This window comes from Paraburkholderia kirstenboschensis (assembly GCF_032806925.1).
Classification (GTDB): domain Bacteria; phylum Pseudomonadota; class Gammaproteobacteria; order Burkholderiales; family Burkholderiaceae; genus Paraburkholderia; species Paraburkholderia kirstenboschensis.
The window spans coordinates 1,541,940-1,556,488 of sequence record NZ_CP136512.1 but is presented as its reverse complement, the minus strand read 5'-3'; the positions used below and the strand labels follow the sequence as shown (position 1 = coordinate 1,556,488).

Below are 14,549 nucleotides of genomic sequence, written 5' to 3'. Positions count from 1 at the left end.
CTGAACGAAGGCTCAGCCGGGCCACCGCACCGTGAGACCGCCGTCCGCGATGATTGACTGCCCGGTAATGTACGAGGCGTCCTCGCTTGTCAGATAGCGGATCAGCGAAGCGATCTCTTGCGGTCTGCCGACACGTCCGAGCGGAATACCTTTGGCCGCCTCGCGCAGGCCGTCCGGTCCGAGTGAATTGACCGCGTCTAGCGATTGCGGCGTTTCGATGAGACCAGGGATTACGGCGTTGCAGCGGATGTTGCGCGGCGCGAGTTCCATCGCGACGGCGCGACACAATCCGGGCACGCCCGCTTTGGCCGCCGAGTAATGCGTATGGTTCTCCCATCCATACACTCCACCGGCAATCGACGACACCGCGACCATTGCGCCGCCGTCCCGCATGTGGCGCGCCGCCGCGCGAAACGTGCGCATGACGCCGGACAGATCGACATCGAGCATTTGATGCCACTGCTCGTCGCTCATTTCCGTGAGCGGCGATGCGCGCAGCAGGCCCGCGTTGGCTACCGCGTAATCGATGCGGCCAAAGCGTTCCACTGCCGCGGACGCGAAGGCCTCCACCTGATCCGCCGAGGTGACATCGACTGCCTGCATCAGACATTGGCCGCCCGCTTGCTCGACGGCCCGTACGGTCGGCTGCGGGTCGTGCGGATCGCCAGGGAAATACCCGCCCACGACGGCGACGCCGGCTTGGGCATACGCTACCGCGAGCGCCTGCCCGATGCCGCTCGCCGCGCCCGTTATCAAAGCTACTCTCACAGAGATTCTCCGGTCGGATTACCTGGTTTCGGCGGGGTTGACGTGCCGCGCGAAAAGAATGAGGACGCCGGACAGAAAGCACGGGACCGCGCCGAACCACAGCGCGGCGTGCAGCCAGTCGCCGCCGTGATTGAGCATCCAGGTGACGCCCACGCCGGCGAGAATGGCGCCGATCGGACCCATCGCGTGAACGATCGAGCTACCGGTGCCGCGGATGGACGTGGGATAGCTTTCGCCGATAAAGAACAACGCTGCCGAGTACGGTCCTATCAGGAAGAACAAGCCCAGGCTATAGAGCGCCACCACGACGCCGGCGCTGCTCGGACCGAACAACATGCCGGCAAACGAAAGACCGCCGAGCATCCAGCCGATGGCGAGCGTATTGCGCCGGCCGATCTTGTCGCCGATGAAACCGTGGCTCAGATAACCGCAATAGCCGATCACATTCGACAACACGAGAATCAGCAGGGAATTCTCGAACGAAACGTTATGCACGCGCGTCAGCACCGTCGTGCCGAGCACGCTGAACACCTGAATAGCCGACCAGTTGAGCAGGATGCCGCCGCCGAGCACGAGCGTCGCGCGTAGCGCATTGCCACGAAACGCTTCGGCGAGACCAGCGCGGCTATGCTCTTCGTAATCGACCGAATGCGCGCTCGCGAGCGTGCGAGCTTCGCCGTCCTTTCCTGTTTCGCGCAGCTGTTTGATGCGCTTATGCAGCAGAAACTGCGGACTTTCTTTGAGGCGCCGCGTCATGAAGAAGATGACGATCGCGGGAAACGTCGCGAACACGAAGCAACCCTGCCAGCCGATGCGCGGCAACAGAAGCGCGGTCAGCCCGGACGCGATTAGCGCACCGATCGGCCAGCCGCCTTGCACGAGGCTGTAGATGAAGCCCTTGTTGCGGTTGAGTTTCGGGTCGTTGGCGGCCGAGTAGAGCTCGTTGAGATACGTGGCGTTGACGGTCTCTTCGGCGTAACCCAGGCCCGACAGTGAGCGGATCAACACGAGCGGTACTTGTCCCATCGCCCCGCCGACCACCGTGAGCCCCGAGCACAGCGCTGCGCCCGCAACCGTCCACAGCAGGCCGGCTTTACGGCCGAGCCTGTCGAGTAACGGCCCGATCCCGAACGCGATCACCGCCGTGCCGATCGCGACCAGCGTGGCGATCTCCGCCTGCGCCGCGGCGTCCCAGCCGTAGTGCTTGCCGATCTCCGGCAGCAGCGTGCCGAACAGAATGAAGTCATAAACGGCGAACACCCACGCGAAGAACGCGACGACGGTCGCCCGCTTCACGTCGGACGGCAGTATCTGCTCCAGCTTGAAACCGGAAGCATACAAAGGATTTTCTTTCATCGTGGCGCTCCTTTGGAGCTCGGGAGTGGACATGGTCGGGACTCGCCTTGGTCGGACTTGCGGTTGTAATCAGGATTGACGAGGCTGACGCCGCAGGAAATCGTCGGCAATTTCGTCACAGGTGCAAAAGCGCACGCCCTCGTGCTTGCGGAAATGGGAAATCAGGCGTTCGAGCATGAGCAGCACTTGAGCGCGGCCGGAGACGTCCGGGTGAATCGTGATGGGGAACACGGCGTAGTCATGTTCGCGATACACCCAGTCGAACTGGTCGCGCCACATCTCTTCGATGTCGCGCGGATTGACGAAGCCGTGGCTGTTCGGCGCCTTCTTGATGAACATCATTGGCGGCAGGTCGTCGAGGTACCAGTTCGCCGGGACTTCGACGAGATCGGTTTCGCGCCCGCGCTGTAGCGGCTTCATCCATGTGTCCGGATGCTTGCTGTAGTCGATCTTCGTCCACGAGTCGCCCACGCGCACGTAGTACGGGTGATAGTCGTTGTGCATCAGACTGTGGTCGTACTTGATGCCCTTCTTCACGAGCAGCTCGTTGGTCACGTTGCTGAATTCCCACCACGGCGCGACATAGCCGGTCGGCCGCTTGCCGCTCAGTTTCGTCACCAGATCGATGCTGCGATCGAGCACCGCTTCTTCCTGCTCGGGCGTCATCGCGATTGGGTTTTCGTGGCTGTAGCCGTGAATGCCGATCTCGTGTCCGGCATCGGCCACCGCCTTCATCTGCTCGGGGAAGGTTTCAATCGAATGCCCGGGAATGAACCAGGTCGTCTTGATCTTCTCGCGCTCGAATAGCTTGAGCAGGCGCATCGAACCGACTTCACCCGCGAACAGGCCGCGCGAGATGTCGTCGGGTGAATCTTCGCCACCGTATGAGCCGAGCCAGCCCGCAACCGCATCCACGTCGATGCCGAATGCGATCAGAATTTCCTTAGCCATCTTCAGTTCTCCTTTGAGCAAATCAATCCAGGGTGACCGTCTGTTCGACGGCCAGCGCGAGCGCGATGAGCGCATCGTCGTCGTTCTGGGCGCGCATCAGTTGCACGCTGGTAGGCAGTCCCGCCGCGTCAGCGCCAGTTGGCATCGCGAAGGCGGGCGTGTCGAGAAAACTGCCGGGCATGGTCATGGACAGCGTCGCGGCATTAACGTGTGCAAAGCGCTGCGGATCCGCTTCGAGCGGCGCGCATTCCGGTGCGACATGGGGCACGGTCGGCAAGAGCAGTGTGGCGTCGCCGATGTCGGCGCCGAACTGCCCGAGCAGGCGGCCGCGCTCCGCGAGCAGCTCGGCAAGGCGAGACGCTGGCACGCCGCGGCTTGTCTCGAGCCGCGTACGCACGCGCTGGTCAATGCGCACCGCATCGCCGGAGTCGAGCACGCCGCGATAGGCCTCGAACGCTTCAAGGGAGCCGAACCAGCCCCGCGTCGCGATGAGTTCGCATGCCGCATCGAAAGCGGGCAGCCGCACTTGCTGGATACGCGCGCCGGCCTTCGACAGACGCGCCACGAAGTGCATGAAGTTGTCGCCGACGTCGTTCGTCACCGCGAAGCGCGATTCCCAGCCCAGCGGCACGACGAAGCGTTGCCCGCGCAAATCGGCGAGCGCGCGGGGCAAATCGCGCCCGCGCACGACGGCGTCGAACGCCGCGCAATCGGCGACGCTGCGTGCGAGCGGTCCACAGGTATCGGCCGATTTCGAGAGTCCAATGATGCCTTGCTGCGGATAGCGCGCGCTGCTTGCGCGATATCCGACCACGCCGTTTAGCGCGGCGGGTATGCGTATGGAGCCGGCCGTATCCGTGCCGACCGCGATCGGCACGACGCCCGCCGCGACGGCAATCGCCGCGCCCGACGACGAGCCGCCCGGAACGCGATGGCCACCGCCTTCGACCGTCGCATCGAGAGCGGAATTGAACGGCGTACCGAAGTGCGGATTAAGCCCGAGCCCGGAATACGCGAATTCGCTGAGGTTCGTCTTGCCGATGCACACGAAACCCGCGCGCGCGCCTGCGGCGACCAACGGCGCATCTGCGATTGCCGGCGGCCGGACGCGGAACAGTGCCGAGCCCGCCGTAGTGACGCTGCCCGCGACGTCGAATAAATCTTTCCAGGCAATCGGCACGCCGTCGAGCGCGCTAGCCGGGCGCTTTTCGCGCCAACGGGCGGCGGCAGCGCGTGACTCCTCAAGCGCGCGAGTCTCAGTGACGTCAATGAAGGCAGCGTTGCAAGCGCGCGCGTGGGCAATCGCTTCACGCACGACGCCTTCGATCTCTACCGAGCCCTCGCAATAGGCACAAGCAAGGCCGACGGCGCCGCCGCGCCGCGCCAACGATGGGACATTCAAATCAGTTCTCGCTTAAATTGTACTTCGTTGACAACATACGTTTACGGTGACGAGGTCAAAAAAAAACAGCAACTCAGGGATTACCCTCGGTTGCTGTCACTTCAGCCGTAAAAGAGGCCATCGGCAGGGGCCGAACTCAGAGAATCTTTTTAAAGCAGCGATCTCCGGGTTTCAGGACGCGAGCGCCAACCAGAAAGATCGTTGAGAGAGACTGGACACCTCAGAGCCAGATCGAGACCCTGGCCAACGAGATTGCAACGATATGTCCATGACAACAAGGAGTTACGTCGTTTTGCCAGAACAGACTTCGTTTGCAAAGAATCAAGGCGCGGTTGTTGCTGAAGCATGCGACGCGCGACCGGCGCACCCGAACCGACCGGCTCGCGGGTATGCTCCGAAATGCATCGCGGTAGCGAAGTAGCCCTTAGTTAATCAAAACGGTAGTACTCACACTCTTGGGAGGTCAGCATGCTTTCCTTCATCGGTACGGTGATCGTAGGGCTCGTCGTCGGATTGATTGCACGGGCGGTGAAGCCCGGAGACGACAGGATGGGGCTCATCATGACCATCATTCTCGGTATTGCCGGCTCGCTGATTGCCGGCTATATCGGGCGTGCGCTCGGCTGGTATCAACCGGGCCAGGCGGCGGGCTGGATTGCGTCGGTGATTGGCGCGATCATTCTGCTGGTCATTTATGGCATGGTGCGCCGGCGGACCTGATCTCTCGCGCATGACGCGCCTACGTTGGCGAAGCGAAAAGGGCCCGCTCGGGGTGTGAGCGGGCCCGGCAGATTAGTCGGTTCAACTGGCGAGCGAGACTGGATCTGGCGAGGCGGTTCGCTTACCGCCTCTCATTCGACAGCTCAGCGCGATAGATCGAAACCGAGTTGCGCCCGCCCAAGCGGCGTCAAATCGCTTTCCTGCGCCCGTCCGATGAAGTCCGTCTCGAAGTGGTCGGCCGGAAAGTCTGGGGGGCTTTCGCCGCGCAAGAAGCTCGGCAACTGACGCTTCAGATAAGCCTCGTTTTTCGCGCACCACGGCGCGGACGCGATGTACATCACGTTGCTGTAGCCGCTGCCGCGGTGCGTGTCTTCGACCGAATGAACGACGTCGCTGTGCCAGAACACGGCGTCGCCCGGCTGCATGTGGGGGATCGGCGTCACCGCTTCGAGCAGCAAACTGTGCCACTCCGGCTTGATCGACAGCGCGCGAGCGGGTTGAGCGCCGCACAGTTCGTCGTCGGGAACGTCGTCCTGCAGCGCGCGCAGAATCACGTAGGCCATGACGTTGGCGATCGGAATCAATTGCAGCGTGCCGTCGCCGGGGCCTTGCGGCGTCAGCGCGGTCCAGCCCTGGAAAGTGCGAAACATCGAGCACACGGCCGGCGATGGAATTTCCTGAACATCCGGCCGATACGCGGCGTCGAACGGATCGTATGCGCGCCAGTTGCCCGCCAGCACATGCCGATACACCTTCTGAAAATTCGGATCGAGCCAACGCTCGACCGAGCCGCCATCGACGTGCGGCGACAGCCCCAGCGACTCGGAACCGGGCGGCCGACGACGAATGCGATCCGCGTAAACAGGCACGCGCTCGGGATCGAAGTGCCGCCTGCCTTCGCTTTCCGACGTCCACAGGCGATTCAGGAACACTCGCGTGTTCGTCAGTTGTTCCGACTGACGGGCCGCCGTTTGCGGCTTCGACCAGTAAATGCCGTAAATCTGCGGCTTGCTCGACGACAGGTTGCCGAAATACCTGTCTTCCGCGCGATTCGCGAGCTTGGCGTCGAGGTCGTTGCGCTCAACGTATTCGGTGATTTCGTCGTTCCAGTCGCTAGCTTGCTGCCGGTCGAAAACGCCGCGCACGACGCATGCGCCGCGAGCTTTGATGCCGAGGATCGTAGCCTGATCGACGTCGCCGGAAACGACTGACGAATAGTCGAACACGGGAATCGCATCGCGGCCCTGCGCGCGGTCGCGCTGAATCGCGTCGACCTGCCGACGGATCGCGCCTTCGATTTCGTCGAAAACCTGCTTGTAGTTCGGCAGCGCAGCGCGCAGCGCGCGCTTGGTGGCGCGAACCGCCTCGGGAAGATTGTCGATGATGAGTGGCATGGTTTGTCTCCTTGAAGCGGTGGGTGTGGTGTTCTCTCATTTGAAGAGTAAGGACGTTCGGCCGTCGCGGAACATACTCAGCGGCCAGATGCCGATACAATTCAGACATTCGCCGCGACTCCCCGCCGTGCGGCCAGGTAGCCCACCGTGAAACCTCAATACGAACGCGTCACCATTCCCGACGGCTGCTCCGTCCGCGTCTACCACCGGCAGCTCGCGCAGATACCGTTCGAGCGGCATCACCATCCCGAATACGAACTCACGCTGACGATGAACAGTCGCGGCCGCCGCTTCATTGGCGATCACATCGCCGATTACAGCGGCGACGATCTCGTGCTCGTGCCGCCGGACATGCCGCATACGTGGGCGTCGACTGAGCCGATCGATGCCGACGCTCCTCAGGTGGCGATTGTCGTGTGGTTCAGCGGCGACTGGGCGCGCCGTATGGCGGACTGCTGCCCTGAGTTCGCGTCGCTGCGCACGCTGCTGCGGCGCGCTGCGCCGGGGCTGCGGTTTTCGAGCGAGGCCGCGACGCTGATGCGCGAGCGAATGGAAGCGTTGCTCGATCAGTCGCCGCGCGTGCGGCTTGGCGCCGTGCTGGATGCGCTGGCGCAACTCGCGGAGGCGGAATCCGAGCCGTTGGCGTCGCCGGCTGCACATAGAGACGGAACGAGAGGACACGGCGTACAGGGCGATAACGCTTTGCGGTCCGGCGGACCGGACCGATCCACCAACTCAGCCAATTCGGCCGAAGCCGGAAAGCGCCCACTCGCGCGCACGGCGCCCGCGACGCCGGGCGGCAGCGCATCAGAGGCAGAGCGTCTGAACCGCGTGCTCGATCTGCTCGACAGGCGTTTTCACGAGCCTCTGCGCATCGCGGAACTGTGCGAGGTGGCCAACCTGTCGGAGCGCTCCTTGCACCGCTACTTCGTGCGGCATCTCGGCGAAAGCGTGGGACGCTATCTGAGCCGGTTGCGGATCGGCTACGCAACGCGGCAACTGACGGACACCACGTGGCCCATCGCGCTGATTGCCACGAAAGCCGGATTTCCAAACCTGGCCAATTTCAATCGGCAGTTTCTGTCCGCGCGCGGCATGACGCCGAGCGCATATCGACGCTTCTTCGAAACCCACGGCCACCCGCCGAAAGATGCGGCGACGGCGCCGCACAATCTGCAAGCGCGTCCGCCGTCGCTCGAAAGATCGGGACGACGGCAACGAAGTGCACCATCGGCTTGAACAGCCCGCGCGACGAATGGCTCGCGGCACACCTGCGCCTCGAAATAAAAACGCCCCAACGGTGTAACCCGTTGGGGCGTTTTTCTCTTAAAGCCTCAGCATCCGCCTTTGCCCGTAGCAAACCTCCCTACGGGCAGGCGAATTCAAACCCAATCAACGTTGCGCAATCGGCTTCGCTTCACGTTGCGTGTCGCCGATAAACAGCTGACGCGGACGGCCAATCTTCTGTTCAGGATCGGCGATCATTTCGTTCCACTGCGCAATCCAGCCGACCGTACGTGCCATCGCGAAGATACACGTGAACATCGACGTCGGGATGCCGAGCGCGCGCTGCACGATGCCCGAGTAGAAGTCGACGTTCGGGTACAGCTTGCGCGACACGAAGTATTCGTCTTCCAGCGCGATCTTTTCGAGTGCCATGGCCAGCTTGAACAGCGGGTCGTCGTGCAGGCCCAGCTCGTTCAGCACTTCGTGGCAGGTTTCGCGCATCAGCTTCGCGCGCGGATCGTAGTTCTTGTACACGCGGTGGCCGAAGCCCATCAGCTTCACGCCCGAGTTCTTGTCCTTCACCTGCTTGATGAACTCAGGAATGTTGTCGACCGAGCCGATTTCTTCCAGCATGTTCAACGCGGCTTCGTTCGCGCCGCCGTGCGCCGGGCCCCACAGACAGGCGATACCGGCTGCGATACACGCGAACGGATTCGCGCCCGACGAACCGGCGAGACGCACGGTCGAGGTCGATGCATTCTGTTCGTGATCCGCGTGCAAGATCAGGATACGGTCAAGAGCGCGCACCAGCACGTCGTTGACCTTGTAGTCTTCGCACGGGTTCGAGAACATCATGTGCATGAAGTTCGCGCTGTACGACAGGTTGTTGCGCGGGTACGCAAACGGCTGGCCGATGCTGTACTTGTACGCCATGGCCACCAACGTCGGCAGCTTCGCGATCATGCGGATTGCCGAAACTTCACGGTGACGCGGATTGTTGATGTCCAGCGAGTCGTGATAGAACGCCGACAGTGCGCCGACTGCGGCGACCAGAATCGCCATCGGGTGCGCGTCGCGACGGAAACCGCGGAAGAAAAAGTGCATTTGCTCATGCACCATCGTATGGTTCGTGACGGTCTTCACGAACTCGTCTTTCTGCTGCACGTTGGGCAATTCGCCCTTCAGCAGCAGGTAGCACGTTTCCAGAAAGTCGGCGTTTTCCGCGAGATTGTCGATCGGGTAGCCGCGGTACAGCAGTTCGCCTTTATCGCCGTCGATGTAGGTGATCGCCGAATTGCACGCCGCCGTCGACATGAAGCCAGGGTCGTACGTGAACTTGCCAGTCTGGCCGTACAGCTTGCGGATGTCGATCACGTCCGGGCCGAGGGTGCCCTTGTAAATCGGCATTTCAACGCTCGGCGAGTTATCGCTGAACGATAGCGTGGCTTTAACATCTGACGGGGTCATAGCACATCCTCAATCGAAGTATGTAAACAGGGTTTCGATAATTGCACGCCTGGAACAACGCACTCGCGGCGCTCAAGCGTTGCGCAGCAGCTCCAGGACCCGGATCACATCCGGGTCGGCAAGCTCGCCTTCAGGTTCCTTGCGCGCGAGAAGCAAGTCCATCAGGTCGTTATCGCTCAGCTCGAGCAAGCGCGTAAGTGCGCCCACATCTGCATCGCTGAGGTCATGCTCATATCGGCTGAAAAAACGTTCGAAAATCAGATCGTTTTCCAGCAGGCCTCGCCGAGCGCGCCAGCGAAGGCGCGCTCGGCGGAGAGGGTCGGACTGATGCGATGGATCGTTCATGTCAGTACGTACCGGGCCGCTCCCAAGCGTACTGACCGCCCCTTGAGGCAGCGAACGATTGTGAGCGTGGGGGTTATTCATCCTAGACAGCGCGGCGCACCATCAATTCCTTGATCTTGCCGATCGCCTTGGTCGGGTTCAGCCCCTTCGGGCAGACGTCGACGCAGTTCATGATCGTGTGGCAGCGGAACAGACGGTACGGGTCTTCCAGATTGTCGAGCCGCTCGCCGGTCGCCTCGTCACGGCTGTCCGCGATGAAACGGTACGCCTGCAACAGACCCGCCGGGCCCACGAACTTGTCCGGATTCCACCAGAAGCTCGGGCACGACGTCGAGCAGCTCGCGCACAGAATGCATTCGTAGAGGCCGTCGAGCTCGTCGCGCTCTTCCGGCGACTGCAGACGCTCCTTCTCCGGCGGCGGCGTGTCGTTGATCAGGTACGGCTTGATCGAGTGATACTGGTTGAAGAACTGCGTGAAGTCGCAGATCAGGTCGCGCACCACCGGCAGCCCCGGCAGCGGTCGCAGCACGATCTTCTGCGGCAGGTCGTTCAGGTTCGTCAGGCACGCCAGACCGTTCTTGCCGTTGATGTTCATCGCGTCCGAACCGCACACGCCTTCACGGCACGAACGGCGGAACGACAGCGTCTCGTCCACAGCCTTCAGCTTGACGAGCGCGTCGAGCAGCATGCGCTCGTGCGAGTCGATCTCGATCTCGTACGACTGCATGCGCGGCGCCGCGTCCTTATCCGGATCGTAGCGGTAGATTTCAAATGTACGCTTGGCCATTTCTGAATTCCTTTGATCTGTGCCTTAGAAGGTCCGCGCCTTGGGCGGCACCGATTCGACCGTCAGCGGCTGCATGTGCACCGGCTTGTAGTCGAGGCGGTCGCCTTCGCTGAACCACAACGTATGGCGCAGCCAGTTTTCGTCGTCGCGATGCTCGAAGTCGTTCTGCGCATGCGCGCCGCGGCTTTCCTTGCGCGCCTCGGCCGACACCATCGTCGCGCGCGCCACTTCAATCAGGTTCGCCACTTCCAGCGCCTCGACGCGCGCGGTGTTGAACACCTTCGACTTGTCCTTCAGGTGGATATTGTCCACTCGTGCGGCCACCTCGCGGATCGCCTCCACGCCTTCCGAGAGCAGCGCCGACGTGCGGAACACGCCCGCATGCTTCTGCATCGTGCCGCGGATGTCGTTGGCGACCGACTGCGCGTACTCGCCCGAGGACGAACTGTCGAGCTTCGCCAGACGCGACAGCGCGAAGTCCGCCGCGTCCGCCGGCAGCGGCTTGTGGTTCTTGATTTCCTGCACGTGTTTGACGATGTGATTGCCCGCCGCGCGGCCGAACACCACCAGATCGAGCAGCGAGTTCGTGCCCAGACGGTTCGCGCCGTGCACCGACACGCACGAGCATTCGCCCACGGCATAGAAACCGTTGACCGGCTCCTCGTGACCCTTCGCCGTGCCCACCACCTGGCCGTGGATGTTCGTCGGAATGCCGCCCATCTGGTAGTGGATGGTCGGCACCACCGGAATCGGTTCCTTGATGCAGTCGACGTTGGCGAACTTCAGCGCGATCTCGCGGATCGACGGCAGACGCTTCATGATCGTCTCGGCGCCGATGTGCGACAGGTCCAGCAGCACGTGGTCCTTGTTCGGACCAACGCCGCGGCCTTCCTTGATCTCCTGGTCCATCGAGCGCGAAACGAAGTCGCGCGGCGCCAGATCCTTCAGCGTGGGCGCGTAGCGTTCCATGAAACGCTCGCCGTTCGAGTTGCGCAGGATGCCGCCTTCGCCGCGCACGCCTTCGGTGATCAGCACGCCCGCGCCGGCCACACCCGTCGGGTGGAACTGCCAGAACTCCATGTCCTGCAGCGCGATGCCCGAGCGCGCGGCCATGCCCAGCCCGTCGCCGGTGTTGATAAACGCGTTGGTCGAGGCCGCGAAGATGCGGCCCGCGCCGCCCGTGGCGAACAGCGTCGTCTTGCCTTCGAGGATGTAGACGTCGCCCGTTTCCATTTCGAGCGCGCTCACGCCGAGCACGTCGCCCTCGGCGTCGCGGATCAGATCGAGCGCCATCCATTCGACGAAGAACTGCGTCTTCGCCGCGACGTTCTGCTGGTACAGCGTGTGCAGCAGCGCGTGACCGGTGCGGTCAGCGGCAGCGCACGCGCGCTGCACGGGCTTCTCGCCGTAGTTCGCGGTGTGGCCGCCGAACGGGCGCTGGTAGATCGTGCCGTCGGCGTTGCGGTCAAACGGCATGCCGAAGTGTTCGAGCTCGTACACGGCGTTCGGCGCTTCGCGGCACATGAACTCGATCGCGTCCTGGTCGCCGAGCCAGTCGGAGCCCTTGATCGTGTCGTAGAAGTGGTAGTGCCAGTTGTCCTCGCTCATGTTGCCCAGCGACGCGCCGATGCCGCCTTGCGCCGCGACCGTGTGCGAGCGCGTGGGGAACACCTTGGAGAGCACGCACACCGACAGGCCCGCGCGCGCCAGTTGCAGCGACGCGCGCATTCCCGAGCCGCCCGCGCCGACGATGACCACGTCAAACTTGCGACGCGGCAGAGTATTCCTGATTGCAGCCATTCTTTTACACTCTCCAGAGAATCTGCGCAGCGTAGCCCGCGCACGCGAGCAGCCAGACGATGGTCAGCGCCTGAAGGAACAGGCGCATGCCAACGGGCTTCACATAGTCCATCCAGATGTCGCGGATGCCGACCCACGCGTGATAGAACAGCGAGAGCAGCGTGACGAAGGTGGCGAGCTTCATCCACTGGGTGGCGAAGATCGAGGCCCAGCCTTCGTAGGAGAAGTCGCGCGCGCCGAAGAACCAGGCGAGCAGGATCACCGTGTAGATGGCCATCACGACGGCGGTGATACGCTGCGCGAGCCAGTCGCGCAGACCGTAGTGCGCGCCGACGACAAGACGCTTCGGACCGATTCGGTTAGGGGCTGCCATTTTTTTAGAATGCTCCGAAGAGTTTCGCCGCGAAGGCGATCGTGAGAAGCGAGGACACGACGAACACGACGATGGAGGTCTGCTTGCCGCCTTCCTTGTTGACCGCGCGGTGCGTGTCCATCACGAGGTGACGGATGCCTGCGCAGAAGTGGAACAGGAACGCCCAGGCGAGCACCAGCGTGATGAGCTTGACGATGATGCCGGAGAGAAAGGCCTTGAAGACCTCGAAGCTCAGCTCGGAAGTCAGGCTCTGGTCGAAGAGGTACAGCAGGAACGGAAGGAAAACAAACAGCAGACCACCGCTCAAGCGATGAAGAATCGACACGCGCCCCGCGAGCGGCAGGCGGTACGCCGTCAATATCTGCCCGATACCGATGTTCCGGAATTCCGGCCTCGGTTTTTTTACGGCTTCAGCCATGCTAGACCCCTACTTGTAGTCACACTAATCCGCAATTTTAGCGCCTTTTCATATCGCGCTGCAGCGAAAACCCCGACAGGTCCGTTACAGCACGCGCAATAAAGGCACCGTTAAAAGGCGCGTGTGTGGGACGCCGCGCCTTCATTCAGCCCGATTCAGCTTAGATCGTTCTGATAGTAATACCCGGTTGTGACATACCAACCTCGCCGGACTTCCACCGGCCGGTCACCGTAGGTATAGGACACGCGCTCGACCGACAGCAGCGGGAACCCCGGCGGCACGTGCAGCAGATCGGCCACCGACGGCTCCGCCGCGACCGCGCGGATTTTCTCCGTAGCACGGATCATGCGGGTGCCGAACTCCGTCTCGAACATCGCGTACAGGGGACCCTTGTACTCCGACAGCCGCTCGAGCGTCAGGCCGCGAAATACTGCGCCAGGCAGCCAGATTTCGTCGAGCACGGTAACTTCGCCGTCGAACTGGAGCAGACGTTTGATCAGCACCACCGGATCGGCTGGCTTCAGGTCGAGTTGCCGGGCGATGTCCGCGGAGGCGCGCAGGCGCCGGCACTCGAGCAGGCGGCTCACGTGCGGATGCTCGGCGCCGTCATCGGCCAGTAACCGGAGAAAGCGAAACTGCGCGCGATCTTCGTTGTGCGTCGCAACGAACGTGCCTTTACCCTGGCGGCGAACGAGGAGATTCTCGGCGGCAAGTTCGTCGATCGCTTTGCGCACCGTACCCTGGCTGACCTTGTATCTGGCCGCCAATTCGACTTCACTAGGAATGATCTCGCCGGGCTTCCATTCGCCGCTTTCGAGGCTCTGCGTTATCAGCCCCTTGATCTGCTGGTACAGAGGACTAAAAGTGGGTGACGCAGAGGGGACGCTCGCGGATACACCTTCGCCAGCGGCCGCTTGACCGTTCGGATTCGTGGTGTTGGCCGGGTTGGAATTCATCCGCGCATTTCATCATAAAGGGCTGGGCCGCGTCCAGCGTTTCCCCCGCGATAGATATGTCTTATATAAGACATAAGATAAGGTTGACTTTGCGTCTGCCGACTCCTACACTCCTTGTCGAGCAAGGGTTTGCGGGGTTTTTCGGCGGTTGCGATCTGCATTTGTTTCGCAGCGCCGCGACGCACCGGCAGCCACTCTGCACCATGCTGTTCCCACGCAGTCCAGGTTTCGATTCGCCGCCATTCGTTGGTCAGACGCTTGCCGAAACGCGCTGTTTGCAGGAGCCCGCACCGTGCAGCGGCTACCAGGCGCCTCGATTGTCCGCTCCCGCTCTCTTAGGGAAATACCGGGCCGCCCCAGGTTTTCGCGTGCGGGCCGGACCGGCCGCGAAACGGCGGCTCGAGAGGGCTCAGCAGTACAGGTTTCCGGCATGGCGGTCCTGGCGCAACGCCGCTGTCGGCCCGCAATTTATGGGCTGACAGTGGGCGTCCGTAAACAGTGAATTCCGCCGTGTTTCACAACGCTTCGAGGAACGCGCATATAGAATGGCGTTTTCCCTAGCGTCTAACGCATCGTCCTGGAGAT

The 14,549-nt window shown here is 62.4% G+C and carries 14 protein-coding genes; 2 read left to right on the top strand and 12 right to left on the bottom strand.

Annotation, left to right across the window (positions count from 1 at the left end):
* Nucleotides 1-12 precede the first annotated feature (12 nt).
* The 4 genes from RW095_RS15750 to RW095_RS15735 form a co-directional block, all read right to left on the bottom strand.
* On the bottom strand, nt 13-768 hold the full coding sequence (locus RW095_RS15750) for an SDR family NAD(P)-dependent oxidoreductase (RefSeq protein ID WP_317016823.1): 756 nt from the start codon (nt 766-768) through the stop codon (nt 13-15).
* An 18-nt stretch (nt 769-786) separates the two neighbouring features.
* On the bottom strand, nt 787-2,124 hold the full coding sequence (locus tag RW095_RS15745) for an MFS transporter (RefSeq protein ID WP_317016822.1): 1,338 nt from the start codon (nt 2,122-2,124) through the stop codon (nt 787-789).
* A 69-nt stretch (nt 2,125-2,193) separates the two neighbouring features.
* Entirely contained in the window at nt 2,194-3,075 is an 882-nt protein-coding gene (locus RW095_RS15740; RefSeq protein WP_128584440.1) for a polysaccharide deacetylase family protein, read from the bottom strand.
* Nucleotides 3,076-3,097: 22 nt separating this feature from the next.
* Nucleotides 3,098-4,477, bottom strand: coding sequence for an amidase family protein (locus RW095_RS15735; protein WP_317016821.1), 1,380 nt, complete (start codon nt 4,475-4,477; stop codon nt 3,098-3,100).
* A gap of 468 nt (nt 4,478-4,945) precedes the next feature.
* Here RW095_RS15735 and RW095_RS15730 point away from each other — a divergent pair, with 468 nt between their 5' ends.
* Complete coding sequence (locus RW095_RS15730) at nt 4,946-5,197, top strand: GlsB/YeaQ/YmgE family stress response membrane protein (RefSeq protein WP_214883518.1); 252 nt, start codon at nt 4,946-4,948, stop codon at nt 5,195-5,197.
* A gap of 143 nt (nt 5,198-5,340) precedes the next feature.
* On the opposite strand, the gene RW095_RS15725 is transcribed toward RW095_RS15730, so the two are convergent.
* Nucleotides 5,341-6,591: a DUF1479 domain-containing protein gene (locus RW095_RS15725; protein WP_317016819.1), complete on the bottom strand. Its 1,251-nt coding sequence runs from the start codon at nt 6,589-6,591 to the stop codon at nt 5,341-5,343.
* 147 nt (nt 6,592-6,738) lie between these two features.
* On the opposite strand from RW095_RS15725, the gene RW095_RS15720 reads away from it, so the two are divergent.
* On the top strand, nt 6,739-7,830 hold the full coding sequence (locus RW095_RS15720) for an AraC family transcriptional regulator (RefSeq protein WP_317016817.1): 1,092 nt from the start codon (nt 6,739-6,741) through the stop codon (nt 7,828-7,830).
* A gap of 153 nt (nt 7,831-7,983) precedes the next feature.
* Here the strand turns inward: RW095_RS15720 and gltA are convergent, their stop codons facing one another.
* From gltA to RW095_RS15685, 7 genes are all read right to left on the bottom strand, one after another.
* Nucleotides 7,984-9,285, bottom strand: coding sequence for a citrate synthase (gene gltA / locus RW095_RS15715; protein WP_317016816.1), 1,302 nt, complete (start codon nt 9,283-9,285; stop codon nt 7,984-7,986).
* Nucleotides 9,286-9,357: 72 nt separating this feature from the next.
* On the bottom strand, nt 9,358-9,630 hold the full coding sequence (locus RW095_RS15710; RefSeq protein WP_128584448.1) for an FAD assembly factor SdhE: 273 nt from the start codon (nt 9,628-9,630) through the stop codon (nt 9,358-9,360).
* Between the two features lie 82 nt (nt 9,631-9,712).
* A complete protein-coding gene (locus RW095_RS15705; RefSeq protein WP_134963614.1) occupies nt 9,713-10,417 on the bottom strand; it encodes a succinate dehydrogenase iron-sulfur subunit in 705 nt (234 codons plus the stop codon).
* A gap of 24 nt (nt 10,418-10,441) precedes the next feature.
* Entirely contained in the window at nt 10,442-12,217 is a 1,776-nt protein-coding gene (gene sdhA / locus RW095_RS15700) for a succinate dehydrogenase flavoprotein subunit (RefSeq protein WP_317016813.1), read from the bottom strand.
* A 4-nt stretch (nt 12,218-12,221) separates the two neighbouring features.
* The gene (sdhD, locus tag RW095_RS15695; protein WP_128592245.1) at nt 12,222-12,590 is read right to left on the bottom strand and encodes a succinate dehydrogenase, hydrophobic membrane anchor protein; all 369 of its coding nucleotides are present in this window, start codon (nt 12,588-12,590) and stop codon (nt 12,222-12,224) included.
* A gap of 4 nt (nt 12,591-12,594) precedes the next feature.
* Nucleotides 12,595-13,008, bottom strand: a complete 414-nt coding sequence (sdhC, locus tag RW095_RS15690; protein WP_317016812.1) for a succinate dehydrogenase, cytochrome b556 subunit — start codon at nt 13,006-13,008, stop codon at nt 12,595-12,597.
* 155 nt (nt 13,009-13,163) lie between these two features.
* Nucleotides 13,164-13,964 carry a GntR family transcriptional regulator gene (locus RW095_RS15685; RefSeq protein ID WP_317016810.1) on the bottom strand — a complete coding sequence of 267 codons (801 nt, stop codon included), beginning with the start codon at nt 13,962-13,964 and terminating at the stop codon, nt 13,164-13,166.
* Between the last annotated feature and the right edge of the window lie 585 nt (nt 13,965-14,549).

What these genes read in the sequence shown, in the direction of transcription:
- gltA (WP_317016816.1), bottom strand. Translation starts at nt 9,285, where the DNA reads ATGACCCCGTCAGATGTTAAAGCCACGCTATCGTTCAGCGATAACTCG.
- RW095_RS15705 (WP_134963614.1), bottom strand. Translation starts at nt 10,417, where the DNA reads ATGGCCAAGCGTACATTTGAAATCTACCGCTACGATCCGGATAAGGAC.
- sdhA (WP_317016813.1), bottom strand. Translation starts at nt 12,217, where the DNA reads ATGGCTGCAATCAGGAATACTCTGCCGCGTCGCAAGTTTGACGTGGTC.
- RW095_RS15685 (WP_317016810.1), bottom strand. Translation starts at nt 13,964, where the DNA reads ATGAATTCCAACCCGGCCAACACCACGAATCCGAACGGTCAAGCGGCC.
- RW095_RS15710 (WP_128584448.1), bottom strand. Translation starts at nt 9,630, where the DNA reads ATGAACGATCCATCGCATCAGTCCGACCCTCTCCGCCGAGCGCGCCTT.
- RW095_RS15725 (WP_317016819.1), bottom strand. Translation starts at nt 6,591, where the DNA reads ATGCCACTCATCATCGACAATCTTCCCGAGGCGGTTCGCGCCACCAAG.
- RW095_RS15745 (WP_317016822.1), bottom strand. Translation starts at nt 2,124, where the DNA reads ATGAAAGAAAATCCTTTGTATGCTTCCGGTTTCAAGCTGGAGCAGATA.
- RW095_RS15740 (WP_128584440.1), bottom strand. Translation starts at nt 3,075, where the DNA reads ATGGCTAAGGAAATTCTGATCGCATTCGGCATCGACGTGGATGCGGTT.
- sdhD (WP_128592245.1), bottom strand. Translation starts at nt 12,590, where the DNA reads ATGGCAGCCCCTAACCGAATCGGTCCGAAGCGTCTTGTCGTCGGCGCG.
- sdhC (WP_317016812.1), bottom strand. Translation starts at nt 13,008, where the DNA reads ATGGCTGAAGCCGTAAAAAAACCGAGGCCGGAATTCCGGAACATCGGT.
- RW095_RS15730 (WP_214883518.1), top strand. Translation starts at nt 4,946, where the DNA reads ATGCTTTCCTTCATCGGTACGGTGATCGTAGGGCTCGTCGTCGGATTG.